Here is a 24562-nt window from a genome sequence, read left to right as displayed (position 1 = left end):
GGGCGATGCCGGCTCCAAGATCGCCGCTCTCGAAGCCGCAGGCGTCAGGGTCTCTCCCTCCCCCGCACGCCTCGGTACCACGCTCACCGAACTGCTGAGCGACTGGTCGCCCCGGCGCCGGCAGGCGGCCACGGGTTGAGCCGACCCTTCCCAAACACTCATGAATGCCGATCCCCCGACATTCACCATACCGCCTTCTCCCGGGCGGTATGGGCCTTTCTTTCCGGCGGCGGGCGCGCATCTGCGCAAGCCCGCCGCCACAACAACCACGAACTGCAACGGGAAGCCACGACGATAAAATCGCCATCGAACGCTCGATCCGGGTGTGATCGGCTCCAGGGCGAGCTGTAAACCGTTTTAGGTATACCTAATGCAAGACCGGATGGCGTATATGCGTTATGAAGAACGTGGTGCTGTCTGATCCGGCTGCTGATTCCGACGCGTCTTTGCGATTCCTGGCGATTTCGCCAAATCATAAAGTACGCTTTGGGCGATTTGAGAGAGGAAGAGTTCGTGGCTCCAAAAATTCAAGCGCGTTGGCCGATTGCCGACGAATCCACTCCCGAACTGGTGCTGGAACGTTTCTCTCCGGAACAGACCTACAAGACCAAGGTCTATACCGCGCTCAAGCATGCCATCGCCAATATGGACATCTACTCTTCGCCCGAGCCGACCTGGATCGACGAGCGCCAGCTTTCCGAGCGCCTGGGCGTCAGCCGCACGCCGGTTCGCGAGGCCATCGCCATGCTCGAGCAGCAGGGCTTCGTCAAATCCCTGCCCCGGCGGGGCATCATCGTGCTGAAGAAGACCAAGCGCGAGGTGATCGAGATGATCCAGGCCTGGGCGGCGCTGGAGAGCATGGCGGTGCGCCTGATCTGCCAGCGCGCCAGCGACCGGGAAATCGCGCGGTTGCGCACGATCTTCCAGGAATTCAACGACGCCCACAAACCGGCCGACTATCCGCACGAATATTCGACCGCCAATATCCGCTTCCACCAGACCATGATCGAGCTCTCCGGCTCGCAGATCCTGGCCGAGATGACCGAGAACCTCGTGCTGCATGTGCGCGGCATCCGCCAGATCACCATCGGCCGTGACGATCGCGCCAGCAAGTCGATCGTCGATCACCTCAACATCATCGAGGCCCTCGAGAAGCGCGACATCGCCAAGGCCGAAGCCTATGCCCGCGACCATACGCTGGGCCTGGCGGATTATGTCGCCAAGCATAGCGACGGCATCTTCGACTGACACTGTAGCCGAGACGCCTTGCGATTTGGCTGAACGGCCGGGAATCGCAAAGACGCATCGAAGCAAAGCATTGGAGCACGAAGGCGTTTTTACGCAAACGAGCTTTGCTTCGGGACAAGCGATCAGGGCAAACAGCATTGATCGCTCCCCTGCCCTGATACGATTGGAAGCCGCCATGCCCGACCTGCCCGCAACCATGACCGCCATCGCCATCAGCCGGCCCGGCGGCCCCGAAGTGCTGGTGCCGGAAGAGCGCCCGGTGCCGCGCCCCGGCGACAACGAGATTCTCATCCGCGTTGCGGCCGCCGGCGTCAACCGCCCGGATGTGCTGCAGCGCGCCGGCGCCTATCCCCCGCCCAAGGATGCCTCCGACCTGCCGGGATTGGAAGTTGCCGGCGAGGTCGTCGCCATCGGCCCGAAGGTCGCCCGCTGGAAGGTCGGCGACAAGGTCATCGCCCTCACCCCCGGCGGTGGCTATGCGCCCTATGCCGTGACGGATGCCGGCCACGCCTTGCCGGTCCCTGACGGCCTCGACATGGTCCAGGCCGCCGCCATCCCCGAAACCTTTTTCACCGTCTGGCACAATGTGTTCCAGCGCGGCCGCCTGCAGAGTGGTGAAACCCTCCTCATTCATGGTGGCTCCTCCGGCATCGGCACCACGGCGATCATGCTGGCCAAGGCCTTCGGCGCGACCGTCATCGTCACCGCGGGCTCGCCGGAGAAATGCGAGATCTGCCGCAAGCTCGGTGCCGATATCGCCATCGACTACAAGGCCGAGGACTGGAGCGCGGCCGTCAAGCAGGCCACGGACAAGCGCGGTCCCGACGTCATCCTGGACATGGTGGGCGGCAGCTACATCGCCAAGAACTACGAGGTGGCGGCGCTGGAAGGGCGCATCGTCAACATCGCCTTCCTGCAGGGTTCCAAGGTCGAGATCGACTTCGTGCGGCTGATGACCAAGCGCCTGAGCCATATGGGTTCCACCCTGAGGGCTCAATCGGTGGCGGCCAAGGCGGCCATCGCAGCGGCAGTGGAAGAGCATGCCTGGCCCCTGCTGGCGCAGGGACGCTGCCGCCCACTGATCCACGCCGTCTTTCCCCTGGCGGAAGCGGCCAAGGCGCATGCCCTGATGGAAAGCAGCAGTCACAGCGGAAAGATCGTGCTTACCGTGTAATACCAGGTCGCGAAAAGATTGCCCGATCGGTGAGAGGCATTCCTGGAACCGCAGGCGTCTCGCCTGCATCTGGAAGCGCTATGTTTCCAAGAGCAGGCGAGACGCCTGCGGTCCCAGGAACAGCGTGCATCGGTCAAGCTTTCCGCACTCTGGTATAAGACCAGGATGCGTAAAGGCCGATCCGTCATTGCGAGCGCAGCGAAGCAATCCAGGGACTGTAAACTCCATGCCTTCAAGCTCCTGGATTGCTTCGCCGCGCTCGCAATGACGGAACTGGTGAGTCAAACTTTGCGCAGGCTGGTATAAGCCGCACCGGGCCGTCGACCAGTCACGCCGCCCGTTCAGGGCAGCCTTGCCTGCCTATTCGGACGTCGCGGCGTTGCACGATACGTTCGGATTATTATCGGCGAAGTGGCCAGCCGGATTTCGTTTCCAGGCCCAGATGTGCAGCTCGTAGAATGGATCCAAGCCCTAGCGGTTGGGGGCGCTGTTGAAGTTGAACAGGTGGCCCTCCAACGCGGCTGGCCCTTTGAAGGCGATATACTCGACGGCAACCAGGACGAGCTTGCCGTCGGGAGTTGGCTCATACATCACCGCTTCGGGCTTTGCGATGTCGATGACGCCATCCTTGAGGAAAGCGCCGTTGACGTAGTGAATGCCCATTGCGCCGCCTTGCTGGCCGCTGGCGCAGGGAATGGGTGCATACCCTTCAGCGACCGCTGCCGAAACATGCTTGAACCGATCGTTCGCTTTTCGGACATGATCGAGCAAGGGCGCCTCGCCGCCTGAATGCGCCGATGCCGAGCCGGCGCCAAGAAGGGACACAAGGGCGAGAGCCCAACAGCCACGTTTCATTTTACTCTCCGATTGAATGAGCTCTGGGCAGGACTTCGTGCACCGGCGGCCATGTGGACCGCACGGTGCCGATATTTCAGACGGCTTCGGCCGGCACGGGATCCGGACGCACGACGACCGTGGTCGCCACCGGATAGAATTCCTCGCCCGGCATGCCGACACGGCGCGCATGCTCGCGAATGGCAGCCCCGTCCTTGGCCTCATAGATGCAAAAGGTGCCGATGCGACCGTCCGGTTCGTTCACCACATAGCTGCGGATCCAGCGAACCCGATCCGACATCTGTTCGTTTCCGATCTGGGCCGATTTGGCGCCGGCCTTTTCCAGCTCGGCGAGCGAGGCCCAGGCGCTTGGCCGGCGAATGACATAAAGCTGCATTGTCGTCGTTCCCTTCGAATGGCCGGGCATTACCCGAGCCATGCCGTGTTGCAGCCACGCACCATGCGTGACGAAGTGGAACCTAAGGGCAAGGTGGCTTGGCCGTCCTTACCGGCGGCTGATCTCGCAATGATCATTCACCAAGCCGGCAACGGTCAGACTATGCTTGTGCGACCCGGTGGGGCGGTGGAGCGGAAATCAATTTCGGTTGCAGCTCGGCTGCCAGCATCCGAAGCCGGCGGGAGCCAATGCGGACGGCGATGCGCTCTGCCGCGGCCATCTCGGTTCGTGCCGCGCCGATGTCCCCCGCTGCAATCAGGATGCGGGCGAGTTCCAGCCGGACACGGGCCGCGTGGTACTCAATTCCGGCGCTGGTCCACAGCTGGCGGGCGAGCACCAGAAACCGGATCGCTTCATTGTCGCTCGCAAGCAGATAGTGCGCCTCGTTGATGAGTGCATGCACGGTCGGCTGCGTCCAGCGGTCGGATTGTCCTTCCAGTTCGGCCAATGCCCCGGAAGCAACGTCGCGAAGGCTGCCCATTGCTGCGATGCGCATCTTGTGCGCCAGAAGGATTCCGCGCCGCTGGATATGGTACCAGCTCGCACCATCGAGCACCCGGTCGAGCGCCGCGAGGGCCACACCTACCTGGCCCGTTTCCGCCAGCAGGACCGCGTTTCCGGGCTCGGCATCCCAACCCGCGGCATAGGCGGCGGCGTAGTCCTTCCGAGCGTCGTCCAGATCACCGATCATCGCTCGAATGTCACCGCGGACGCGGTAGCCGTCGCCTATCGACCAGGCCTCCTCCTCCGAGAGCTTCGGCAGAGCCTGGTCGATCGCCGCAAGCGCACCGGTCAAGTCGCGTTGCGCCCCGAGGATCTCGGCGCGATGCAGATCGCAACTTCCCGGTATGGTGGCGTAACTTGCCTCGCTCCAGCTGTCGAAGCCTTCGCTCCATTGCCGGGCGCGCGACCAGTCGGGGAACGTACGGCAACTCCACAGGATGTTGCAGTAGACAAGGCTTCCGAAAACCGGATCCACATTGCTCGACAAGGCAATGGCCGCGGCATGGTTCTGCTGGTTCACCCCTTGTTCGATGCGGCCAAGCGAGATGTTGTAGAAGCCCATATAGACCAGCGTGAGTGCAATCAGGCCCGGATCGCCGCAGGCATTGGCAGCGCTGTGCGATTGCAATGACAGTTCGAGCGCCTCTGCGGCACGGCCCTGGAAGATCACCTGCCGGGCCTTCATCCATAAAAGGTAGGCCGTGGTCCGCGGGTCTTCCATGTCCCCCAGAAGGGCTTCAGCCCGCCCCATCCAGCCGGAGGCGGCGGCCGGGGCGGAGCGCTCCAACTCGAGTTTGGCGATTGTCACCGCGGCCCGTGCGGCCATGTTCGGCCGCCCCTCGGCGACATAGGCGGCAAGCGCGCGGGTCAGCACCGGGATCGCCGCTGCAGGGCGGCCTTGGCATTCCACCGCCAGTGCCCACACATCGATGTCTGCCGCACAGAGCTGTCCATCGACATCGAGCCTCTCGAAGACCATCGCGGCGCCGTGCCAGTCCTTGGCCTTGGCAAGCGCCAGGGCCTGGGCACGATCGGACTCCTGCACGTCGAACTCCGGAACAGCGGCACCAACGCTCGCCTCGTCGATCGCAAAACGGTAGCCGTGCCGGACATAGCTGCGGATCGCATTCTCGAGCCCTCCGGCAGACAGGGCCGCGCGGGCCAGGCTGACGGCGCGCTGGAGGGATGCTTCGGTGACATGGAGATTTGGCCACAAGGCATCCATCAATTCGTCTTTCGGGACGACGCGGCCGGCATTTCGGACGAGATAGACCAGAAGATCGAAGACGCGCGGCTGCAGCTTTTGCGCAGCTCCCCGCAACCTGAGAGCGCGCGCGTCCTCATCGAGTTCAAAGAATCCGAAACGGTGCAGCATCGAGGCCAGTCTCAGTAGAAGCGCGCAAAACTCGGAATGATCAGCAAACGATCAGCCGCCGATAAGGACTAACTTCGGCGTTCATCGCAATTTCGCAGTCATATTACGAAACCAGACTGCGGATGAAAAGCAACATGCCCGAACTTCACCAAAGCAGGCCGTCGATGCCGAGCGCCAGCCTGGTTCTGCGCGCAAGAGCGTTGGCATCGCAGGCAGCTGCACTTTTCCAGTTTCTTCGTCGGCCCACCCTGGCGACCAGTGCGGGCGGCTATCTCTCGGGGCTCGGCGCGGCAGTGATCTGGAGCGGTTGGTGGACCGTGACGCGCCTCGGCGTGGTCAGCGATCTTGCTGCCGCCGACCTTGCCGCCCTGCGATTTGGCATTTCGGGTCTTCTGTTCCTGCCCCTCATCTGGCGTGAATGGCCGACCATCAGGCTGGTAGCGCCTCTGCAGCTAGTGTTCATGGCCATCGGTGCCGGCGCGCCCTATGCGCTCGTCGCAGCCACCGGCGTCAGACTGACATCGGCCGGTCTTGGCGGTGCAATCACCGTCGGCCTCCTGCCGGCGTTCACATTGATCCTGTCCGTGCTGTTCTTGCGCGAGCCGGTCACACGGGTGCTGATTGCCGGCATTGCCTGCATCGTCGCGGGCGCAGGCTGCGTGATCGCCGGTACATGGAATGCCGGTCATGGCGGCTCCGGCCTCGGCTTCTTCGTCGTCGGGGCTCTCATGTGGGCGGGCTACACCGTTTCGCTCAGACGTACGGGATTACAGCCTCTGACCGCGACGGCGATCATTTGCGTCGCATCGCTGCTGCTCTACACACCGGTCTGGCTGATCATATCCGGTCCAGGACATCTGTTCACGGCCGCCCCTCGAGACCTGCTGCTGCAGACTATCTACCAGTCTCTGCTGTCGGCCATTGCCGCGCTCTACTGCTACGGCCAGGCCATCCGGCGGCTTGGCGCCACGCGCGCCTCCGTCTTCGCGGCGATCGTGCCGTTGTTTTCGGTGATCATAGCGGCAGTCGCCCTGCATGAGAGTCCGGGCATGGCTGAGGCAGCCGGTGCAGCGCTGCTGACCGTTGGCGCAATCGTCGCAGCACGAAAAACCGGCAGCCGGCCACGACCGCCCCCCGTTGTCGGGAAAGCACCAGCCTTGCTCTCCGACGGACGGGCCTCCGGCAGGCGTCACCCGGTTCAAGCACTCGGCATCGCCACTGACTCGCACTGGTCCCAACGCCCCTGAAAGGAAATGATCATGCCCGACATCTACAGCTCCATTCTCGAAACCATCGGCAATACCCCCGTGATACGCTTGGCCCGCCTCGAGCCGAAAGGCATCGAACTTTACGCCAAACTCGAAGCATTCAACCCGCTTGGCTCCGTCAAGGACCGGCTGGCTCTCGGCGTCATCGAAGCTGCTGAGCGCGACGGCAGGCTGCAGCCGGGCCAGACCATCATCGAGGCAACGAGCGGCAATACCGGCATAGGCCTGGCGATGGTCTGCGCCCGCAAGGGCTACCCGCTGGTCATCGTGATGGCCGAGAGCTTCTCGGTCGAACGCCGGAAGTTGATGCGGTTCCTCGGTGCACAAGTCGTGCTGACCCCTGCATCCGAGAAAGGAACCGGAATGGTCGAGAAGGCCCGCGAGCTTGCGGCGGCGCATGGATGGTTCTGGACCCGCCAGTTCGAGAACGAGGCAAACGCCGATGTTCACAGCGACACCACCGCGCGCGAGATATTGCGAGATTTTGGAGGGAGCGGCCCCGACTATTTCGTCACCGGAGCGGGCACCGGCGGTACGCTGAAGGGGGTGGCGCGGGTCCTGCGCGCCGAGAGCCCGAACACGCGGATCATCGTGGCAGAACCTGAAAACGCCCCGATGCTGGCGAGCGGCATCGACCAGCAATACAAGAGCGACGCCACCCCGGCCGCAAGCCATCCCCTGTTCCGCCCGCATCCCATGCAGGGATGGAACCCGGACTTCATTCCCAAACTGACCGCAGATGCCGTCGACTCGAACCTGATCGACGGCATCCAGCCCGTGGGCGGCTCGCAGGCCTTGCGTCTGGCCCGGGAACTCGCACGGCAGGAGGGCATTTTCTGCGGTGTCACGGGCGGTGCGACATTGGCGGCAGCGCTCGAAGTCGCGAAGACGGCGCGGCCAGGCAGCCGGATCCTGTTCATGGTGCCCGACACCGGCGAGCGCTACCTCTCGACACCGCTGTTCGAGGCAATCGGACAGGAGATGGATGCGGCCGAGCAAGAAATCTCGAACTCAACCCCACTATGCCGCTTCGGTGTCCCGGCAGCACAGCCTGCCGCGGTTTCCGTAGCAGCGGTCGATCCGGCGCCCGATCATGCTCGCAGCTTCGTCGAACAGGCTATCGGGGATCCCGGCCAACCCATGGTGATGTTCGCCCTGGAATGGTGCGAGTTCTGCTGGGCCGTGCGCAGGTTCCTGAAAGACCTCGGCGTCCCCTTTCGTTCCGTCGATCTTGATTCGGTGGCAATGCAGGCTGGCGGCCTTGGCGGTGACATCCGCAAAGTGCTGCGCATCATGACCGGCGCAGCCACGATCCCGCAGATCTTCATCGGCGGCGTTCATGTTGGCGGTTCGGTCGATCTCCTTCAACTTCACGATGCGGGCAAACTCGTGTCGATGCTCGGCAAGGCCGGCGTCACGCCGACAGGCGACATTACGCTGACGGCGCGGAGTTATCTGCCTCAATGGCTCGCCGCGCGGCCCGCCGCATGATGTCCAGCACGTCGCATCCCGAACGCAAGCCCAGGATGATCTTCCTCGATCTTATCGAGGTCGGAAGCGATCGAGACTGGCGGTGAGGCACGAAGGCCCCCCACGATCTCCGCTCTGGTCGCGAAGGCTGAAGGTGAGGCTTCCTGCAGCGGCACGAGGCAGCCGCGGCGCCATGGCGGTTTTGGTCAAACGCAAAAAGGCCGGAAGGACCTCGCATGGGGTCCCTCCGGCCTTTTGCACGAGATGTGACGAAAAGCGCGCTCAACCAGCCTTGGCGGTCTTGGCTGGCGGGGTATTACGTCCCCAGCGCAACGACCCGAGGCCTGCGGCCTTGGCGAGGCGGGATCGTTCTGCAGCATAATTGGGTGCAACCATGGGATAGTCCTCCGCGAGGCCCCATTTGCTACGGTATTCCTCCGGCGACATATTGTATTTGCTACGCAGATGCCGCCTCAGCGATTTGAACTTCTGGCCATCTTCCAGGCAGACGATGAAATCGGGCGTCACGGACTTGCGTACTGGTACAGCTGGACGCAACGGGGTAGCCTCTTCGACTACCGGCTGCTCGCGAAGCTTGGACAGGCTGTCATGAACCATTGATATGAAAGATGGCAATCCGTCCGTCGGAATAGAATTATTGGCGACGTAAGCTGCGACGATATCCACCGTAACATCGATTAAATTATTGTCAGCTTCCTGCATATCCGGAATGATCCCCGAGTTACGTTTGATGAAAGCAGCATTTTGCCACGTTGGGGCAAAAAAGCACATTACATTTCGTTATAGTTAGGAACCTCTGCCTGGACCGACTACCGACGACCGCGACATATTGAGGCAGCCTGATAGCTAAGCCGGGAATATTTGCCCAAATACCATCCCTCCTCATTCGTCAGACATGCTTTGGTGACTTGACGCAGGATAACCCGTGCGATCACCACACCTCCCCTCCCAACTGGCATCTGCGCCCCGAGTTGCATGAATCAGCTCGTAGGAGGTTTATTTTTTGAAGAAACGACCTCCGGTGCGGGGTAGCGTTCGCTTTCGACCGCCCCTTGGCTCCTATCCCTACCGGCAGGGCGTGAGGCCCTCGCATGCCGGTGGATGAAAGCCTGGCTGGCCCTCAGCCAAGTGTGATCACAATCGCGTGTTCAGCCCCAATCGCGCCGCTCGGTGCGCGGACGCCGCCTGCCGATGAAGACATTCGGCACGTCCTCGCGGCAGAATCGCATCGGCAGGCTCCCTCCTTTGAAAGAAGTCAGAGATCGTCAAGGGCAGGATGTGATTGTGGGCGTCGCGCGCGGACATGCAAGGCGAGCACCAACGCCAGGGCCGCTGCCAGCCCGACCAGTCCGGCAAGGACGATGGCGAGGCAGAACCCATCCGCCAAAGCATGGGCAAGCAGATGCCGGAAGTCGTCTGCAGCCATGGCCAGGCCAGCCGGCATCTCATGCCGCCGTACGGCGAAGCCGGCCAGCGCAAGCGACGACATCTGCCCGGTTTCGGCCAGGGCCTGTGCCATCGTCGCCACCGCGCGTCCCGCCATCATGGTGCCAAGCAAGGCGATGCCGATGGTCATGCCCCCCTGTCGCAGAGCATTCATGGTCGCGGATGCGGCGCCGGAGCGCGCACGCGGAGCAGAGGCCATGATGGCCGCGCTGGTTGCCGGCACCGCCAGCCCCATGCCGATGCCGAGCAACATGAAAAGCGGTGCGATGGTGACATACGACGTGTCCGGCTCGAACCGTGCCATCATCAGCATGGCGCCGCCGAGCAATATATAGCCGAGCAGCATCAGGCGCCGCAGGCCATAGCGGACGGAGAGACGGCCGAACAGCACTGCCGTTACCGCCATCGCGGCAAAGACCGGTGCCATCCGCCAGCCGGCCTGCGTGGCCGGCCATCCCTGCGCCTGCTGCAGGAAGAGCGAGAAGAAGAACAGGCTGCTATAGCCGGATACGCCGAGAGCGAAGGAAGCGAAATTGAGCGAGGCGAAAGGCAGGTTGCGGAAGAGATCGATCGGCAACACAGGACGACTCGCTTTGCCCTCGATCACGATGAAGGCCGGGAGGGCCAGTGCAGCGATCGCCAGAGCCCCGAGCGTGGTGGGCGCGGCCCAGCCCGCCTGCCCCGCGCCGATCAGCGCATAGGTCAGCGCACCCAGGAACAGAATGCTGAGAAACTGGCCCGGCGGGTCAAATGCGGCCTGGTCAGGATCGGCACTTTCGGCGATGCCGATCAGGCCGAGGCCAAAGGCGAGTGCGCCGAGCGGCAGATTCACCAGAAAGATGCTGGGCCAACCGACATTGTCGACCAACAGCCCACCCAGCATCGGGCCGAGGATCAAAGAAACGGCACTGAAGGACGACCAGCCGCCGATGACGTGCGCCCGCTCGGCGGGATCGGGATAGGCCTGCGTGAGGATCGACAACGCGCCCGGGATGACCAGGGCACCGGCAAGGCCCTGCAGGGCACTGCCGGTGATGAGTACGGCCAGGGACGTCGCCGCCGCACAGATCGCCGATCCGAGCGTGAACAGGCCGATGCCGATGAGCCAAGCGCGCTTGCGCCCATAGCGGTCGCCAAGGGGACCGGCCGAAAGCATGAAAGCCGAAAGGCAGAGGGCGTAGGAGCCGACGACCCATTGCAAATCGGAAAGCTCGGCGCCGAGCCCCTTCTGGATGGCCGGCAGCGCCACCGTGACGATGCTGATCGCCAAGGTCGCCATGAAAGTGCCGAGATAAATCGCTGCGACAGCGATCTTTCTGCGTAAGGGAGGCATAACCGTCACCGGACCGGAGGAATTTTCGGCATCGATACATATCGACCGACGGTCGGTCAATCGTCTTAAGCTATTCCAAAATCGTTCTAAATATGACAGATAGTCATTTCATTCGGAACGCTGGCACAAGAGGCGCGGTATGGCCGGAAAGACGGGAGGCACAGGTACGTCCCTCCGGGGCGAGCGACCGCACCGGCGGCGCATCCAGCCGGCCGAGATACGGATCGACGACCTGATGTCCGCAGCGGCCGACCTCTTCATTGCCCATGGCATCGAGGCTACCACGGTCGACCACATCGTGGCCCGCGCGGGCGTGGCCAAGGGCACCTTCTACCATTATTTCAACACCAAGACGGATGTCATCCGCGCTCTACGCGAACGCTTCTCGCAGGATTTTCTGTCTCGAGTCGCCGCGGCCATCGCGGCCTGCCCTCGCGACGAGCATGCCGCCCGGCTTTCAGCCTGGATCAACGGCGCCGTTGCCACCTATCTGGCGAATTTCCGGCTCCACGACGTGGTTTTCCACGATTTCCCCCATAGCCAGCGACAGTCGCGCGAAAAGGACGAGGTCATTGCCCAGCTCGCCGTCCTATTGGAAGAGGGCCGAGCCGCGGGAGTCTGGGCCGTCCCGCAAAGCCGCGCCGTGGCGCTCGTCCTGTTCGATGGCATGCACGGTGTCGTCGACGACGCGATCGCCGCGGGCGAGCATGCGCCCGAGCCGCTGTGCCATCTGCTGTCCGGCCTGTTCTTGCGCATGCTCGCGATCTGATCCGGACCGGAGGGCAGCAACACCGGAAGGCACCAGGCATCCGCAAGAAAAGGGGGCGGATTTTCCGGCCAGGCACACGCCAATCCCCAAACGAGTGAGATATCGCGATCAACCGGATCGCATTTTGCTCGAACGCCCTGTCAGGATGCGTTTGCATGATCGAAAAGCCCGTCGATATCTATGGAAAACGCTCTAGCGTAGCGATTGGCCAAGCGATACCGAGCGGCCTGGCCCCGACATCGGCCTTTTCCTCAAGGTGGCGGATTCGACAATCAGGGTCACCAGGATCGCGATCGCCAGAAAGGCGACGATGCAGACGGAGAAATGGAATTGCCGGCCGGCATCGCCACGCGAGACGCGGCGGAGGCGGTGGTTTTCCTCGGTGAAGTCCAACAGCGTTTCGTCGCGAGGCATGGCAGCACTCCCTCTGTCACGACAGGCTTCCGATGCCTCTCAATGACAGCGGACCGGTGCTCCGCTCTGTGCGAAATTGCACAGCAGTCTTATGAATTCCTGGTGCTTCAGCTCAAGAAATGACGGTACATTTTGGTTCAAAATAGAAACCGATGATCGTAAAATGCGAGGAATCAAGGCGTTATCGGAGGAAGAAATTCTGGAGGAATTCATCCCATATTGGTTCGAAAAAACCGACAGGCTCCCTTACGCTGCGATATCGACTATCTTCTGTGCTTGATCTCCAGCTCGCAGGAATCGAGGCGATATCGCATGGAGGGCGCTTCGTTCGATCGACATTCAGCCTGTCGCGCAGCAGGAAACTTGGCATCCTGAGCCTGATATAGGAACATTTGAGCGCCTGGATGCATTTGCTTGCAAAGAGGTATGGCAATCATGATCCTAGACGACAAGAACACCCTCGTGCTGGTCGGTGACGGCAGGAAGGCGCTTTTTCTGCGCCAGATCGGACGTGGCAACAACGCCGGTCTCGCCGTGGACCAGGTCCTGCAGGAAGACAACCCCGCCACGCGGGAGCAGGGCACCGACCAGCCCGGGCGTACCGGCACGGGCACCAATGGCCGCACCAGCGCCATCAAGGAGACCGACTGGCATCGGCTGGGCGAAGAACGCTTTGCGGCCGGGCTTGCCGAGATGCTCTATCGGCGCGCCCATGCCGGCCAGTTCGACAGGCTGGTCGTGGTCGCTCCGCCGAAGGTGCTTGGCGATCTGCGGCAGGCCTTCCATCAGGAAGTCCTGGAACGTATCAGCCGCGAAATCCCCAAGCAGCTGACCTCGCATCCGATCGAGGATATCGCGAGGATGCTGCGGGAATAATCGCGCCATCATCCGCTTCAGCCGGCCACTATGCCCGACCCGAGATCGGATCGGGCACGATGGCGTGGCCTTGAAAAGGCCCTAACCGATCGCGCTCGCCGCTTCGTCGATCAACTGGCTGACCTCAACCGGCCTGGAAGCGAGCGAAGCATGGCTGGCCTCGAGCGTGATGACCTTGCGCGGATTCATGCGCCCGGACATGCGCTTCTGGTTGTCGGGAGCGATCATGCGGTCGTGACTGGAAATCTGGTACCAGACCGGCTTCACCTTCCAGGCCGGTGCGGTGACGTTGTCGCCGAAGGTGGAAGCCAGCGGCGCTTTCTGGGTGACAGCCATGATCCGGGCCTCCTCGGCGCTCAGATCCTGGCAGAAACTTTCGCCGAACTTGTCATATTTGATCCAGAGGTAGCCATCGCTGTCCGGCGCGATATTGGGGAAGGCTTCGGGCGGGATCTGCTGGCTGATCGCCCCGGGACTTTCGCCGGCATCCGGCGCGAAGGCGGCGATATAGACCAGGCCGGCGATGTTCGGCAGGCCACCGGCCTCGGTGATCACCGCGCCTCCATAGGAATGGCCAACCAGCACCACCCTGCCTTCCTGTTGCTTGACCATCTTGCGGGTGCGCTCGGCATCGTCCGCCAGGCCGGTGAGCGGCAATTCCACGGCACGGACCTTGTCATATCCCAGGCGCGTGAGTTCCGTGATCACCTTGGCCCAGTGAGCCGCGCCGCCCCAGAAGCCATGGACCAGCACAATCGTCGTATCCTTAGCCATCATCTTCCTCACCCGTGTTGAGCGCGCATGCGCAGGCACCATCCTATCGCGCTTTTGTGTCGGTCCTGCATGAAATGACACGAAGGGAGAGCCCGGGCCTGCCACGCGCGTGGGGGGACCGCCCTTCATCCTGCACGCTCGTGCGGGTAGAATGAACCGCCCGCGCCTCACGCTGGGATCGTGGTTTCCAGACTGCCCAATCGGCGTCCATCACGGGGCCGGGCCGCACAACTCGTAGAGCGCCTGGCCCATCGTCGCATTGACCGAGCGCGATCTGGCCTGGGGATGGCGGTCCACATAGCGACCGAGCAGTTCCACTGCCGCCCTGTCGGTCATGCCGGCAAGACACTGCCGGCGATGGCGGGTGATACTGCAACCGTCACCGAGACAGGTCGAGAGCTGCTCCATCACGATGGCCAGGGCGAACCCCCGCCGATAGTCGTCAGGCCAGGCGAGCCAGGCATCATAGCTCTGCGCTTGCGCCGGGCTGCTGCAGGGCCAGAACGCGACCCCCATGAGCAATCTGCCCGCCGCAAGCCAGTTGCCGCTCTTCATCGCGTGCTCCCGACGTTCCTGATTGCAATGTCGCATTTTTTGCCGAAAGCCGGCAGCCTTTTCATGCTGGGAAAACACGCCCCAACAAGCTGTTGCGAACGAAGCTCGCTTCGCCGGGAGGTCCCTATTTGAACGGGCGCGCCCATTCGGCAAGCCTGCGCCGGAATGCCGGCGGCCAGGCCTTCACGTCCGGCCGGACGGCGATGGGCTTGTCGCTTTCCTTCCAGGCCAGAAAGACCTGCTTCTTCGAGACGTCGACGATGTAGAATGCCGTCTCGTCCGGGCAGTGGATCTTCAGGCAGGACGAGCCGACCACCGCATCGCCCTCGACATCGACGCTGCCCAAGCCGTTCAGGAGGCGCTTGAATGTCGCCTCGTCCGGCCCGAGCATCTCGACCAGCCGGCTGGCGATCGTGCCATAGCTGAAGATCTGGCTGGGATGCTGCGCCTTCAGGTCGAGCGCGTTCTGCCAGATCATCGGATCGGGTGCGGTGGCCGTCTTCTGCGGGGCGGAGAAGCCCGTCTCCGGCAGCCATACCCATCGGGTACCATTGCCATAGGACGTGGTCTCCTCGAAGACGAAGCCGACGCCGGAACTCACATATTCCACGTTCTGGCATTCCCCGATGGGACCGTCGAAGCGTGCCGGCTTGCCCGGTAGGAAAGCAATGATGAACCGTGCAGGCGCGCAGGCATTGCCGCCGCTGCCGGCGTAACCGATCGCATAACCGGCCTGCCCGATGACGCCGATCTTCTCGAGGGCGATCACGCCGTTCTCGGCAACGAGCTTGCCCTCGACCTCGAGCTGGCGGCCGTCGTCGTCCGTATCGATGAGAGCGATCTTGCGTCCGAACAGCTCCAGAGGCTGCCAGCGCACGGGCTTTCCAGCCTGGGCTGATGCAGCCAGGAACAGGCCCAGCCCAATCCCCAGGCAAAGCTTCGCGGCAAGGCCGACACATGGGCTCGGCCGGGAAACCCCGTAAAGGACTGGCCCCTTGCAGATCTCTCTCGCTCCTCCCCGCAGGCCGACCGCAAGAAATCCGCCCCGCCTCATCGCACCCTGCATCGATATACTCCTGCCAGACAGGCGTCGATAACGGGCATGTAATAGCACTGGCCCCGTCATCGCCACTGTTCCGGCCGGAGCAATTTGCACCGCAAGCCGCCGCTCCAATCGCCACCGAACTGTTTCGCGTGGTTTCGGTCGGGGGCGTTCGACGCCTCCAGGCTCATATGTCCCCGTGAACTTGACCACATCGGTATGGTTACGGAAACGCGATGACGGCACCCTTGATGGCTATCGCTGAGCTATTCAGGAGCGCAATCGGGCGCACGCCATGCGAGGAGGTGCCATCCCGGCCCAGGCGATACGAAGCTGAACCGTAGGCGGAGCATGCCGCCGATGGATATCTTATGAGAGAGGGAGGCCCGGGCGGACGGTTGCTGAGGCTGTCATCCGGGCCTCCGGCCTCCATCCTCGTCAGGCGGGAAGCCCATCGAGGCTACTTGTGACTCAGTTCGGGAGCAATCGCCTCTTTAGCACTAGTACTTCCAGGTGCGAATGCGTGGCGGTTCCATCTTCCGATCGCGTCAATGAAGTCATCAATTTTCCCGTAGCGATGGACTGCCATCGTCCTTGAAAGGACAATTGCCCCAAAACGTCATCAAGCTTCGCCAATACCCGTTCTGCAACACCGCAAATGCGCCCCGGCGAGGCATGCACCATTGCCCCCGCCGACGATAAACCTATAGCCTGCCGAATGGCCATGCTGCCGTAGCTGACCGTTTGAAAAACAGGAGGTATGCAAGGAATGCGACAGGCAAAAACGGCGCCGCTTCATCCGCTCAAACCTACCCTCATAGCCGCTCTTGCAGTTCTTGCAACCTCCGTGGACGCCAAAGACCTTTGCGACTTCGAGCGAATACTTCCCAAAAGCGTTGCAGGCATGAATCAGGTCAAGATTCATAAAACAGCAACGAACGGGCAGGTCATTGCCTTTTATGGAGGCAAGGCCGGCCGGGCCACGGTCTTTATCCTGCCCGTAAGTGGCGAGAATGCCCGCGGCATCACTCGCGCCTCGCAGGCCGTACTCCTGGATGCCACGGCGGCGGGGCTTAAGGAGGGCACGAAGGCACTGGGAGACAACTACTGGACAGGCCCGATTCAAACGCACGCGCTCAAGGCCGACAACGTCGAGATGGCCTGCACCAAGGTGGAAATGCGGCAAGGGGGCCAGAATGGACCGCCGGACCAGATGCGTCTGATGGATCGCCGTTGCTTCACCCAGGTAGGGGACGTTGTGATCGGAACCTATGTGACGACGCCGTTCAAAGAACCGCTTCGATCTTCGCTGGAGAAGGATCAGCTTATCTTCTGTGGTGCCTTCACCTCAGCAATGGTCAATGAAAAGCGATAGAAACGACCTTCCAGTGCCGCCAAGACCGCGGCCCATGACATTTTATCGATCTGCGATCGTGCCTGGCCGAGCCCCACTCCGTCCAGACACCAGCCAGTTGGGCCGTCGAGGTTCGACGCTACGCAAGCTGTTCAACCAATGGTAGGCACAGGAAGCGTTTCGGCTTCCTGCCAGCACGGCACACGAAAAACGCGCTGCCGTTCGATCATCTTTTCTATGGGAGAAATGGTAGCGGGAGAGCGCTTCGCTCGTTCTCCCCGACAGAGCCTCCCCTATGGTGTGGGAACGGTGGCCGTGCGGGGATGGTAGCACCGTTCAAATCCGAGGGAGGGATCTGAACTAGCGCCCCCTCCCGTGTGAAGGGAGCGCTCTCCTCTCCCCGTCTGAATGCCAGAGGAGCTTTGTTATGCTGAATCCAATGGCATGGATTTAGTTGGTGGCTTACCTCCATATATCGCTCTGATCAAAAACTACTCCGAACTTCCCACGGTATTGCTGGAAGGGAGCTAACGGACGTTGCCCTAATGTGGTGCAATGAAAATAGGAACGAAACGCCCCGTAAAAGAACGCTTCCTCTCTAAGGTCCAGCCCAGGGCGAGCTTGCTTAAGTAAAGTCCTTATTTTTCGTGAAACTTCGTAATTTATAATCTGCCATTTTGATTCTTGATATATATAGGCGCGCCACACATTTTCAGGTAAATTCTGCGCAACATACGCAAAAGCATGAGAAATTATGTCGTCATTCCATGAAATAGTTTCTGCACACCTGACTTGACCTTCTATATGGCTTATTATGCTAGAGGGATCGTTCGTAAATTTATCATACAAATCATCGAAATATAAAATTCTTCCATTTCCCTCCGCGTCCTTCCAGCGGATACGCGGTGCACCATAACTCAGATGGATTTCAATATCATTGTATTTGAGCGATTTTCTTATATAAAGTCCAATAATATTAGATAATTCTTTTATACGTATGGTCTTATCTACGATCGGCTCGATATTTTTCTGTATTTTTCTTCCAAATAGGCGACCTAGGAGGCCCATCTTTCATTCCTAATCATCTCTTTGAAGGGCTTACCTGGATCGAAGGCCCGTGGACGCCCTTCCTCAACATGGCCGCAATTCGTCTTTTTTTCAAAATGGAAAAACATCCCGATCTCGAAAGACTGGGATCGTAAAGATCCGGTAAGGATCCGTGGTCTCTTCTCAAACAAGGGGCTGCCCCGAACCCAGCACGCCGACGGGTATGCTCAAATCTGAGCAGTCCAGCGATTTCAGTGGGTTAAAGCCGCTTTGAACTTCCTCGGAACAATCCAAACCCGACTAGCCTTTCACACCCCCGTCACGTTAAGGATTCGGGAATGCCGGAACTCAACCTGGAGGCGCCAACGATGGCAACGACCTGCTACTTCGAAGAAACCATTACCGATCAAGACGGCAAGGAAACCATGCAAGTCGAGTTTGGACGATCGTCATTTTATAACGGCGCCAAGCTTTCCAACGGCAAAATCGGAACGGACAGCATCTACCTGACCGTCGACGGGAACAGCGTGATTATGGACCGAGTTACGGCGAAGAGATTCGTAGACGCTGTGATCTCTGTCGGTCACTATCACAGCCTACTCGACTAGCCGATAACTCAGCTGGAACGAAAAACTGCTCTCCAGCCAAAAGGGCGCATATGAGGTCACCGTCTCAATGGGCACCGACATTTCGGTGCGAAGACGGCCCCTTAAATTAACTTAATTACTCCGGGGGCGGCGACCGTGAAATTTTTGTTTCATTTTGGATTTCAAATCGCAATCCCCCTATCGGAGTCAAAAAATTATTCTCCGTGACATATCTAATTAATCAACTGGGGCTTGAATTTTCCTTGACAATAAGTCATTTTATGCCTTGAGGCTTTATAAAAAAATCGTTCACGGATTTTAAATCCGTGGGCGTTTTTTGCTTGATGAAAGGGAAATAGCCATGAAAGAGATTGATCGTCTCGCTGCTCTGCTGTTTCCTATGGAGAATAATGGATCGAGAGTGCTTGATCTAAAGTTTTTCCCTGGGGAAGAGCCGGTCACCGTAGATGAATTTTGCCGTGAGGTACACGCTGGCTTTGTTCAGGTGGATTCTGGCCAATCGGTGTCCTCTACCACTTTTCCTGAGGATCTCACCCAGGTAAGTGTAGATAGATTTATTTCTGCAATGTGACATCTTGCGGAATGTTCTCCAATTAGTTATCGACGAGGGCTATGACACTCAGAGCTCTCGTCGATTCATTTTCGACCGAAGAAAACCTTCCGATTAGCGTAGATTCAGTATTATCCTGGATTAAGGACAATACTGATCACAAGATAATTTCGCTGCACGAGGTCAAAAGAAGTTCGCCAGCCTACCGCGGCGCGTTTCGTCGAACTGCTGTTCCTATTGGTGGAATGTATAGCGGTGAGTTTGAGATATACACTGACATTCTTTACGGTGCCGATCTTTCTATGGATTGGAAGCGCTTGGTTATTGTTAAAGAAGCGCTTCATGTTTTTGATGATGCTGGAGCTTGCGTCCGATCCAGTGAACAACTTATGGCACTTGTCCCAGCTGTCCTATCTGCTGAAATTAGAAGCCTTCCTGACTTTCCGGCCGCTGCCTTAAATGATCGACTTGGAGTCTTCAAAGCCATGGCGGTTTTGGTGCCCGAGGGAGCACGAGCAAAACTGGCTCGAAGCGTTGAGGAGGGGAGCAGAACAGTTGACGAAGTCGCCACTTATCTGCGCCTCCCTCCTGTGCATGTCGATCTTTGGCTCCGTTTCGGTGAAGAAATGGGGCGCCTGATCCGGGAACTGGCATAGCTCTTCCGATCCTAAGAGACCAGTGATGCCGGCGAGCTAATTGTCGCCTCCTCAGCCCGGGGTAACTTCTTGGCATGGCTCGCAAGGGGGTGAGGATTCCCCCGAACCAAATTCATGCTATGCAATTGCCCTCGGAGCGTCAGGCGGGGTCGTTTCCATGAAATTGGTCAGCGAGAATTCGGAGAAAGACCTAGCCAGGAACGCAGCTTCAGAGGAAGTCGAAAAGACGCTCAGGGAATTCGCGATTAATTTCCTGCGGGTGGTCGCTGGCGGCGGTCGATCATACGAGATCTACGGCGACATGGTCGGATGCATCGAGGCTGCCCAGGCCTATCAAAAGGTCCATGGCCTCCTCCCCTCCTCCTGGGACATCTCCAACGCGGTCGACGGGAATAGGGCCGATCGTGAGTGGATGGAGAGTTGGTCGCCAAAAGACAGAGAGCGCTTCTGGACGAATGGCGAGGCGACCATCATCGACGCGAAAATGGACATTCGCCAGGCAAGCTTGCGCATTGTTGCCGCCCAAATGGCACGTCAGAGAACAATTCAGTGCAATGCCGAGAACCTATTCGATGCAGGATTGCGTCGGCTCGATAATATTCGCGAAGAGCGACGGCGGGAACGCGCAGAAGCTGCCAAGCCGCAGCGAAAGGGCGCCCGCAAAAAAAAAGGCGGCGGCCACCGACAAGATCCCTAGGTTATAATTCTACGGCTATCTCAATGGCTGGGACACCCCTAGCCGAGAGAATTTTAGAAAACGCATCCCCGAAGACTTACCCCACCTAGCTTGTCACGAACGCCTCACATGCCCGGAGGTAGTGTCACGATGCTGATCTCGACAATTATCCAGCCAAGGAGGGGGCAATGGGTAAGTTGGCTTGGTTCTTTGTGCTTTTCGGTTTCATTGCAACTGATGCTCTGGCCCAGGGGAAAGATGTTCGAAGCATGCCAGGGAGCAGTAAGCGGCAGGAAGCTGTTTGCTGGGGCGAACACGACATAGACTGCCGAACAAAATCGCCGGCCGGCTGGCCTGGAATGTCCTACAAAATCACCTGCAGCAGCGGAAATGGCCTGCACGGATGGGACAGCAACATAGCATGTCGGCGGATCTGCGGTGTTCCCTACGGACCGGGGTGCGGCGTTTATACGAAGAATGACTGGAGCTACAACGGAAATCGCTGCGGATACCGGCTGGCTTTCGTTCAGTGCTATTAGCCCGCTTCGGTGAAGGCGCGAAATGTCTAAAGCCAAAGGCGAGAGGGTGGCCCGACGGTGACGCCGGCCGCCAACTCTCAATTTTCTGGGCCGCACCACCACAAGCGCCGCTCCTCACGAGCAGCGGCCCCTGCCTTCCACGGTCTGGCCAGATCCTCGCGAACCAACTGCATGCCAGCATTGAGCCGATCCGCGTGACCTGATCGTGCCATTCCCGGCCGACTTGATGGATATGTGGCCGATCTCAACCAAGGTGAATTCGCCAGCCTATAACGAACCCGACATCCTTGACCCGCTCTAGTGGCGTCAACTGCTGACGTAGGCGCCCTTAGCAGCCTTTTTGAGGTCTTCCCTATATGCCCATGCTAGTCAGTTGTTGAACTGATGTAGGCCACCATTCGCGCATTGCGATCGTCGCATAGCGTGGAGGGATATCTGCAATGCGAGGAACGTCAGCTTCAGTGATCGGAATACTCTCATCCGCTATCGCTGTTGCAAGAATGTTACGAGCCTCAAGTGGCAACAAGAGCGCGATAGCAACGTACTCTGCGAGCCTATCTACATTAGTCGCCCAGCCATCATTGGGCGCGTCCTGCATCCCAGGAGGGAGACCAATCTTGTCGACCAACTCTACGATCGATTCTCTAGAGGAGGATTTAGCCTCTTCCGGGTTTGCCAGGTGCACTAATTCCTTACAAGTGATAAAGCGCTGCCAATTCGCTTCGGCGCCAGCATGATAGTAAACATTTGCGCAATTCAACGTCTCGCCGTAAACGCCAGTTCGCCGCCGAAATCTCTTAAACTGACCTAACATGATTTGAGGATCGAACACGACGCCAACAAACGTGATTTCGTCCTGCACTCCATTCGCGATTAAGAAATCCCTGACATCATTTACATCGACAGGCAGAGTCTTAACTGCAGAGAAGTGTTGGATCATACGTGTTAGCAGCATGCTTACTCGCACAAAAAAAGAGCCTAAGGAATCAACCTAGGCTCTTTTGCGGCTTTGCTAAAGATTTTTCTAGAGGGAATTCACGAATTCTTGTACATCGCGAACAGGAAAAGTGCTGCGTGGTGCATCGCGCGAAATAAGCGCTTGCCCTAACTTCTCCTGCATAATTGCCGAGTGCGCCTGCTGACAGATTTCCTCTGCCGTAATGACGTCATTACGCAGCCCACGAAAAAACTTCACGTCAGCCAAATCGCTTCCGTGATCGGAAGCTAGGCATTCAAGGAGCCCGTTCCTATTTTCGTGCGACACAGTAGCCTCCGTTACAGGCAGCAATTTCCGACCAGCATGCCACCACGCCAGTCGTTGATATCTGCCCAGTTATGCGCCGATGGACATCCATCGAAGCGCTCCCCTGATAATATGGTGAGCATTATGTCATTAGCAAGAAAACTATTGACTTAATGCTAACGATGGTCCTTGACGCCGAAACCGGTCTAGACCGCGCTAGAGCTATGAACAGGAATCCCGGCCGTGTCAAACGCTGTAACGGCGCTAACTGTTCAGTGAACTCCTATTTGACAACTATGCGGTAAAAATGTCGCAGCAAGTGCGATAGTGCACGTACCGCTCCAATTGGCATTCAACGCTAGTCGCTGTCGTAAGTCTCGCGCAAAGGCATATGGTATGCGGAACAGCGCTCGATAACGTCGACATCACTTATTTCGGTAAATTGCTTCCTACACGGATAAATAGCACTCCATCGCTCTCTCCACCCTCGGCACTCTCCATGAGAACAAATAGTGAATTAGCCATGGCAACACCTCAACGGCGCGAGTATTAGAAAAAATTGAGAATCTTCCGCTTGCCTTCTCGAAGAAGAAGGAGGGGTTGAATTGGCGATTTCTCTAGCAACAGTAAGAGAGCTCCCCTTCGTTCCTCATCCGGATCCGGAGAGTGAATGCGTCGCTGTCAGATTGAAGATTAATTAGCGCGGCCCGTTTGCCATCGGCCGGTTGAGGCGGTTCTAATCCTCAAGCGAACGGGTGAGCACCTCGACCTTCGTGCCCACCGCGTTTACGTCCTTGCGCAGCTCCTTGAGCTGATCCGAGAAGCTGTCGACGATGCGGTCAACCCTGGCATTGGTTGCGACGATATCGGCCTCCTGCTTCCCAAGGCGGAACTGAACGGCCTCAATCGGGGCGATCTTCGCCTCGATCGCGGAGAAACGGGCGTCGATCATAACGCGCCGCTCGGCAATCTGCTTCTCTAGGGTTTCCTGCCAGATCTTCACCCTGTCCTGATTGTTCTGGAGCTGGTTGTAGTTGGTGACCACGGCGATGATCACGCCAATCACCGCGAGGCCGCTCCCGATGTCGACCTGTGGCTTGAACCAGGAAGGCGTATGCATGGGCTTCTCCTCCATCACTTCGCACTTCTCGCTTTCGGCCGGGGCCAGTGGCAGGCGGCAACGCCACTTTCAATCGTATCGTCAATCCAGCCCTGATCGGCCGGTGTCTGCCCGAGGATCACCGTTGCCGGCGCCTCGAACACCTTGCACTCACCTCCCCTGACACTTGCCAGTCGCGGTGTCCCACACGCCGCCACCGTCGACACAAGCACGACGAACATTCCGAGCTTTGCCAGCCGCATCGACCGCGCTCCTGTCTTGGGTTTCGATCTTGTTGATTGCCTGCTGAGCGCCGGCATCCTTGAGGGCTTCAGCTGTCCACCAGGCCAAACCGACAGCGGCGATAACGCCGATGATGATCAGCCAGCCGCGCAGGGGAACGATGGAGAACAGGGCGCTCATCCTATCCTCCCAAGATCTTGTTCAAGTTGCCGGATAGCCGCATTTGCCTCGTCGATATCGCGTGGCAGGCCGACCATGCACCATGCCACTTGCACGCGTGGACCACGTCGGCTGCCATGCAGCACCACGAAATCACGCCCACAAATCCGCCGCCGCTCGCCAGGCTTAGGATGCCGCCATTGGAAGCTGTGCAGCTGAGCGCCGAAACCATGCATGAAGGTGTAGAACTGGCCAGAGAGCCAATAGAAGCGCTGATCGTGGTAGGGCGCTCCGAGGCCGCCGCCATTGCCGAAAAGTCGGAAATCGAGCCATGTGATCACTGACTTAGACCCCCTGTTCGCGCACCCTTACGAGCCGATCGAGATCGGTATGAGGCCGAACTCGCCGCGGTCAGCGAAGAGGCCAAGGTGATCGAGCTTCACCCGACCGCCGTGAAGGCCTTCCATCAAAATCTGGAAATGCTGCACGTCATCCTGAGCGGCAGCTTCGGCGATATCCCTGCCGACCTGCGCGATCTCTTCCGGGTGTTCGTTGAAGCCGTAACCATCCGCCCAAGGCAGGCGCACGAGCCATATGTCTTTGAAGTGACTGGCCACCTTGCGCCGCTCTTGAGCGATCTGTCGGTGAATCCGATGGTAGCGGGAGAGGGACTTGAACCCCCGACACGCGGATTATGATTCCTGTGCCAAGCGTTGAAAATGCTAAGGTAATCCACAAACTAGTTCAGATATCACCTTATACAAATCAATGACTTAGAAGCGAAGTGCAAACCAATCGACCCAGCCGTACTGTGGCGCAAGACCCGGC

Annotated in this window: 25 protein-coding genes and 2 pseudogenes; 13 read left to right on the top strand and 14 right to left on the bottom strand. The window is 59.4% G+C overall.

From position 1 onward, the window contains the following. The 3 genes and pseudogenes from BA190_RS35895 to BA190_RS10435 all read left to right on the top strand — a co-directional run. Window positions 1–139, top strand: a pseudogene (locus BA190_RS35895) (succinate--CoA ligase subunit alpha); the annotation flags it as partial. 374 nt (window positions 140–513) lie between these two features. Further along, a complete protein-coding gene (locus BA190_RS10440; protein WP_068285903.1) occupies window positions 514–1248 on the top strand; it encodes a GntR family transcriptional regulator in 735 nt (244 codons plus the stop codon). A 175-nt stretch (window positions 1249–1423) separates the two neighbouring features. Then, the gene (locus BA190_RS10435; protein ID WP_068285901.1) at window positions 1424–2422 is read left to right on the top strand and encodes an NAD(P)H-quinone oxidoreductase; all 999 of its coding nucleotides are present in this window, start codon (window positions 1424–1426) and stop codon (window positions 2420–2422) included. 360 nt (window positions 2423–2782) lie between these two features. On the opposite strand, the pseudogene BA190_RS10430 reads toward BA190_RS10435, so the two are convergent. The 3 genes and pseudogenes from BA190_RS10430 to BA190_RS10420 all read right to left on the bottom strand — a co-directional run bounded on the left by BA190_RS10430 (window position 2783) and on the right by BA190_RS10420 (window position 5592). Next, a pseudogene (locus BA190_RS10430) lies at window positions 2783–3277 on the bottom strand (hypothetical protein). Between the two features lie 76 nt (window positions 3278–3353). After that, window positions 3354–3653, bottom strand: coding sequence for a DUF4242 domain-containing protein (locus tag BA190_RS10425; RefSeq protein WP_068285899.1), 300 nt, complete (start codon window positions 3651–3653; stop codon window positions 3354–3356). A gap of 160 nt (window positions 3654–3813) precedes the next feature. Continuing rightward, window positions 3814–5592 (bottom strand): winged helix-turn-helix domain-containing protein, encoded by a 1779-nt coding sequence (locus tag BA190_RS10420; protein WP_068285897.1) that lies wholly within the window; start codon window positions 5590–5592, stop codon window positions 3814–3816. Window positions 5593–5726: 134 nt separating this feature from the next. Here BA190_RS10420 and BA190_RS10415 point away from each other — a divergent pair, with 134 nt between their 5' ends. Together BA190_RS10415 and BA190_RS10410 are read left to right on the top strand one after the other, a co-directional pair. After that, a complete protein-coding gene (locus tag BA190_RS10415; protein ID WP_162275083.1) occupies window positions 5727–6839 on the top strand; it encodes a DMT family transporter in 1113 nt (370 codons plus the stop codon). A 12-nt stretch (window positions 6840–6851) separates the two neighbouring features. After that, window positions 6852–8351 (top strand): pyridoxal-phosphate dependent enzyme, encoded by a 1500-nt coding sequence (locus BA190_RS10410; protein WP_068285894.1) that lies wholly within the window; start codon window positions 6852–6854, stop codon window positions 8349–8351. Between the two features lie 261 nt (window positions 8352–8612). Here BA190_RS10410 and BA190_RS10405 read toward each other — a convergent pair whose 3' ends face one another. Further along, window positions 8613–9053 (bottom strand): MucR family transcriptional regulator, encoded by a 441-nt coding sequence (locus BA190_RS10405; RefSeq protein WP_068285940.1) that lies wholly within the window; start codon window positions 9051–9053, stop codon window positions 8613–8615. 553 nt (window positions 9054–9606) lie between these two features. After that, a complete protein-coding gene (locus tag BA190_RS10400) occupies window positions 9607–11130 on the bottom strand; it encodes an MFS transporter (protein ID WP_068285892.1) in 1524 nt (507 codons plus the stop codon). A gap of 139 nt (window positions 11131–11269) precedes the next feature. Here BA190_RS10400 and BA190_RS10395 point away from each other — a divergent pair, with 139 nt between their 5' ends. Next, window positions 11270–11899, top strand: a complete 630-nt coding sequence (locus BA190_RS10395) for a TetR/AcrR family transcriptional regulator (RefSeq protein ID WP_068285889.1) — start codon at window positions 11270–11272, stop codon at window positions 11897–11899. 192 nt (window positions 11900–12091) lie between these two features. Here the strand turns inward: BA190_RS10395 and BA190_RS10390 are convergent, their stop codons facing one another. Beyond that, window positions 12092–12313 carry a hypothetical protein gene (locus tag BA190_RS10390; RefSeq protein ID WP_068285887.1) on the bottom strand — a complete coding sequence of 74 codons (222 nt, stop codon included), beginning with the start codon at window positions 12311–12313 and terminating at the stop codon, window positions 12092–12094. 435 nt (window positions 12314–12748) lie between these two features. On the opposite strand from BA190_RS10390, the gene BA190_RS10385 reads away from it, so the two are divergent. Further along, window positions 12749–13189 carry a host attachment family protein gene (locus tag BA190_RS10385; protein WP_245314656.1) on the top strand — a complete coding sequence of 147 codons (441 nt, stop codon included), beginning with the start codon at window positions 12749–12751 and terminating at the stop codon, window positions 13187–13189. 81 nt (window positions 13190–13270) lie between these two features. Here the strand turns inward: BA190_RS10385 and BA190_RS10380 are convergent, their stop codons facing one another. From BA190_RS10380 to BA190_RS10370, 3 genes are all read right to left on the bottom strand, one after another. After that, window positions 13271–13963 carry an alpha/beta hydrolase gene (locus tag BA190_RS10380; protein WP_068285884.1) on the bottom strand — a complete coding sequence of 231 codons (693 nt, stop codon included), beginning with the start codon at window positions 13961–13963 and terminating at the stop codon, window positions 13271–13273. 210 nt (window positions 13964–14173) lie between these two features. Next, window positions 14174–14518, bottom strand: coding sequence for a hypothetical protein (locus tag BA190_RS10375; RefSeq protein WP_068285882.1), 345 nt, complete (start codon window positions 14516–14518; stop codon window positions 14174–14176). 124 nt (window positions 14519–14642) lie between these two features. Continuing rightward, window positions 14643–15395: a hypothetical protein gene (locus BA190_RS10370; protein ID WP_068285880.1), complete on the bottom strand. Its 753-nt coding sequence runs from the start codon at window positions 15393–15395 to the stop codon at window positions 14643–14645. A 934-nt stretch (window positions 15396–16329) separates the two neighbouring features. On the opposite strand from BA190_RS10370, the gene BA190_RS10365 reads away from it, so the two are divergent. Beyond that, complete coding sequence (locus BA190_RS10365; RefSeq protein ID WP_156771467.1) at window positions 16330–16935, top strand: hypothetical protein; 606 nt, start codon at window positions 16330–16332, stop codon at window positions 16933–16935. A 441-nt stretch (window positions 16936–17376) separates the two neighbouring features. On the opposite strand, the gene BA190_RS35890 is transcribed toward BA190_RS10365, so the two are convergent. Further along, window positions 17377–17982 (bottom strand): hypothetical protein, encoded by a 606-nt coding sequence (locus tag BA190_RS35890; protein ID WP_156771466.1) that lies wholly within the window; start codon window positions 17980–17982, stop codon window positions 17377–17379. A gap of 317 nt (window positions 17983–18299) precedes the next feature. Here BA190_RS35890 and BA190_RS10360 point away from each other — a divergent pair, with 317 nt between their 5' ends. The 4 genes from BA190_RS10360 (at window position 18300) to BA190_RS10350 (ending at window position 20472) form a co-directional block, all read left to right on the top strand. Continuing rightward, window positions 18300–18569 (top strand): hypothetical protein, encoded by a 270-nt coding sequence (locus BA190_RS10360; RefSeq protein WP_202908451.1) that lies wholly within the window; start codon window positions 18300–18302, stop codon window positions 18567–18569. A 340-nt stretch (window positions 18570–18909) separates the two neighbouring features. Beyond that, window positions 18910–19140, top strand: coding sequence for a hypothetical protein (locus BA190_RS35885; protein ID WP_156771465.1), 231 nt, complete (start codon window positions 18910–18912; stop codon window positions 19138–19140). A gap of 41 nt (window positions 19141–19181) precedes the next feature. Next, window positions 19182–19775 (top strand): hypothetical protein, encoded by a 594-nt coding sequence (locus BA190_RS35880; RefSeq protein WP_156771464.1) that lies wholly within the window; start codon window positions 19182–19184, stop codon window positions 19773–19775. A gap of 157 nt (window positions 19776–19932) precedes the next feature. Beyond that, window positions 19933–20472 (top strand): hypothetical protein, encoded by a 540-nt coding sequence (locus BA190_RS10350; protein ID WP_068285874.1) that lies wholly within the window; start codon window positions 19933–19935, stop codon window positions 20470–20472. 870 nt (window positions 20473–21342) lie between these two features. Here the strand turns inward: BA190_RS10350 and BA190_RS10345 are convergent. The 4 genes from BA190_RS10345 to BA190_RS35875 form a co-directional block, all read right to left on the bottom strand. Then, window positions 21343–21945, bottom strand: a complete 603-nt coding sequence (locus tag BA190_RS10345) for a hypothetical protein (RefSeq protein WP_068285872.1) — start codon at window positions 21943–21945, stop codon at window positions 21343–21345. 1024 nt (window positions 21946–22969) lie between these two features. Beyond that, the gene (locus tag BA190_RS10340) at window positions 22970–23353 is read right to left on the bottom strand and encodes a hypothetical protein (RefSeq protein ID WP_156771463.1); all 384 of its coding nucleotides are present in this window, start codon (window positions 23351–23353) and stop codon (window positions 22970–22972) included. A 150-nt stretch (window positions 23354–23503) separates the two neighbouring features. After that, window positions 23504–23755 (bottom strand): hypothetical protein, encoded by a 252-nt coding sequence (locus BA190_RS10335; protein ID WP_068285868.1) that lies wholly within the window; start codon window positions 23753–23755, stop codon window positions 23504–23506. Beyond that, window positions 23752–24075 (bottom strand): hypothetical protein, encoded by a 324-nt coding sequence (locus BA190_RS35875; RefSeq protein ID WP_156771462.1) that lies wholly within the window; start codon window positions 24073–24075, stop codon window positions 23752–23754. The genes BA190_RS10335 and BA190_RS35875 overlap by 4 nt, the downstream gene beginning before the upstream one ends. An 87-nt stretch (window positions 24076–24162) precedes the next feature. Between BA190_RS35875 and BA190_RS35225 the strand changes: the two genes are divergently transcribed. Continuing rightward, the gene (locus BA190_RS35225) at window positions 24163–24432 is read left to right on the top strand and encodes a hypothetical protein (RefSeq protein WP_156771461.1); all 270 of its coding nucleotides are present in this window, start codon (window positions 24163–24165) and stop codon (window positions 24430–24432) included. The last annotated feature ends 130 nt before the right edge of the window (window positions 24433–24562 follow it).

Source organism: Labrys sp. WJW (genome assembly GCF_001676615.1).
Lineage (GTDB): Bacteria > Pseudomonadota > Alphaproteobacteria > Rhizobiales > Labraceae > Labrys > Labrys sedimenti.
The sequence above is the reverse complement of the archived record's forward strand: the minus strand, read 5'-3'. Positions and strand labels throughout refer to the sequence as shown.

Excerpts from the sequence above, each read along its gene's own strand:
- BA190_RS10435 (WP_068285901.1), top strand. The coding sequence starts at position 1,424 with ATGCCCGACCTGCCCGCAACCATGACCGCCATCGCCATCAGCCGGCCC.
- BA190_RS10425 (WP_068285899.1), bottom strand. The coding sequence starts at position 3,653 with ATGCAGCTTTATGTCATTCGCCGGCCAAGCGCCTGGGCCTCGCTCGCC.
- BA190_RS10420 (WP_068285897.1), bottom strand. The coding sequence starts at position 5,592 with ATGCTGCACCGTTTCGGATTCTTTGAACTCGATGAGGACGCGCGCGCT.
- BA190_RS10415 (WP_162275083.1), top strand. The coding sequence starts at position 5,727 with ATGCCCGAACTTCACCAAAGCAGGCCGTCGATGCCGAGCGCCAGCCTG.
- BA190_RS10410 (WP_068285894.1), top strand. The coding sequence starts at position 6,852 with ATGCCCGACATCTACAGCTCCATTCTCGAAACCATCGGCAATACCCCC.
- BA190_RS10405 (WP_068285940.1), bottom strand. The coding sequence starts at position 9,053 with ATGCAGGAAGCTGACAATAATTTAATCGATGTTACGGTGGATATCGTC.
- BA190_RS10400 (WP_068285892.1), bottom strand. The coding sequence starts at position 11,130 with ATGCCTCCCTTACGCAGAAAGATCGCTGTCGCAGCGATTTATCTCGGC.
- BA190_RS10395 (WP_068285889.1), top strand. The coding sequence starts at position 11,270 with ATGGCCGGAAAGACGGGAGGCACAGGTACGTCCCTCCGGGGCGAGCGA.
- BA190_RS10390 (WP_068285887.1), bottom strand. The coding sequence starts at position 12,313 with ATGCCTCGCGACGAAACGCTGTTGGACTTCACCGAGGAAAACCACCGC.
- BA190_RS10385 (WP_245314656.1), top strand. The coding sequence starts at position 12,749 with ATGATCCTAGACGACAAGAACACCCTCGTGCTGGTCGGTGACGGCAGG.
- BA190_RS10380 (WP_068285884.1), bottom strand. The coding sequence starts at position 13,963 with ATGGCTAAGGATACGACGATTGTGCTGGTCCATGGCTTCTGGGGCGGC.
- BA190_RS10375 (WP_068285882.1), bottom strand. The coding sequence starts at position 14,518 with ATGAAGAGCGGCAACTGGCTTGCGGCGGGCAGATTGCTCATGGGGGTC.
- BA190_RS10365 (WP_156771467.1), top strand. The coding sequence starts at position 16,330 with ATGCGACAGGCAAAAACGGCGCCGCTTCATCCGCTCAAACCTACCCTC.
- BA190_RS35890 (WP_156771466.1), bottom strand. The coding sequence starts at position 17,982 with ATGGGCCTCCTAGGTCGCCTATTTGGAAGAAAAATACAGAAAAATATC.
- BA190_RS10360 (WP_202908451.1), top strand. The coding sequence starts at position 18,300 with ATGCCGGAACTCAACCTGGAGGCGCCAACGATGGCAACGACCTGCTAC.
- BA190_RS35885 (WP_156771465.1), top strand. The coding sequence starts at position 18,910 with ATGAAAGAGATTGATCGTCTCGCTGCTCTGCTGTTTCCTATGGAGAAT.
- BA190_RS35880 (WP_156771464.1), top strand. The coding sequence starts at position 19,182 with ATGACACTCAGAGCTCTCGTCGATTCATTTTCGACCGAAGAAAACCTT.
- BA190_RS10350 (WP_068285874.1), top strand. The coding sequence starts at position 19,933 with ATGAAATTGGTCAGCGAGAATTCGGAGAAAGACCTAGCCAGGAACGCA.
- BA190_RS10345 (WP_068285872.1), bottom strand. The coding sequence starts at position 21,945 with ATGCTGCTAACACGTATGATCCAACACTTCTCTGCAGTTAAGACTCTG.
- BA190_RS10340 (WP_156771463.1), bottom strand. The coding sequence starts at position 23,353 with ATGCATACGCCTTCCTGGTTCAAGCCACAGGTCGACATCGGGAGCGGC.
- BA190_RS10335 (WP_068285868.1), bottom strand. The coding sequence starts at position 23,755 with ATGAGCGCCCTGTTCTCCATCGTTCCCCTGCGCGGCTGGCTGATCATC.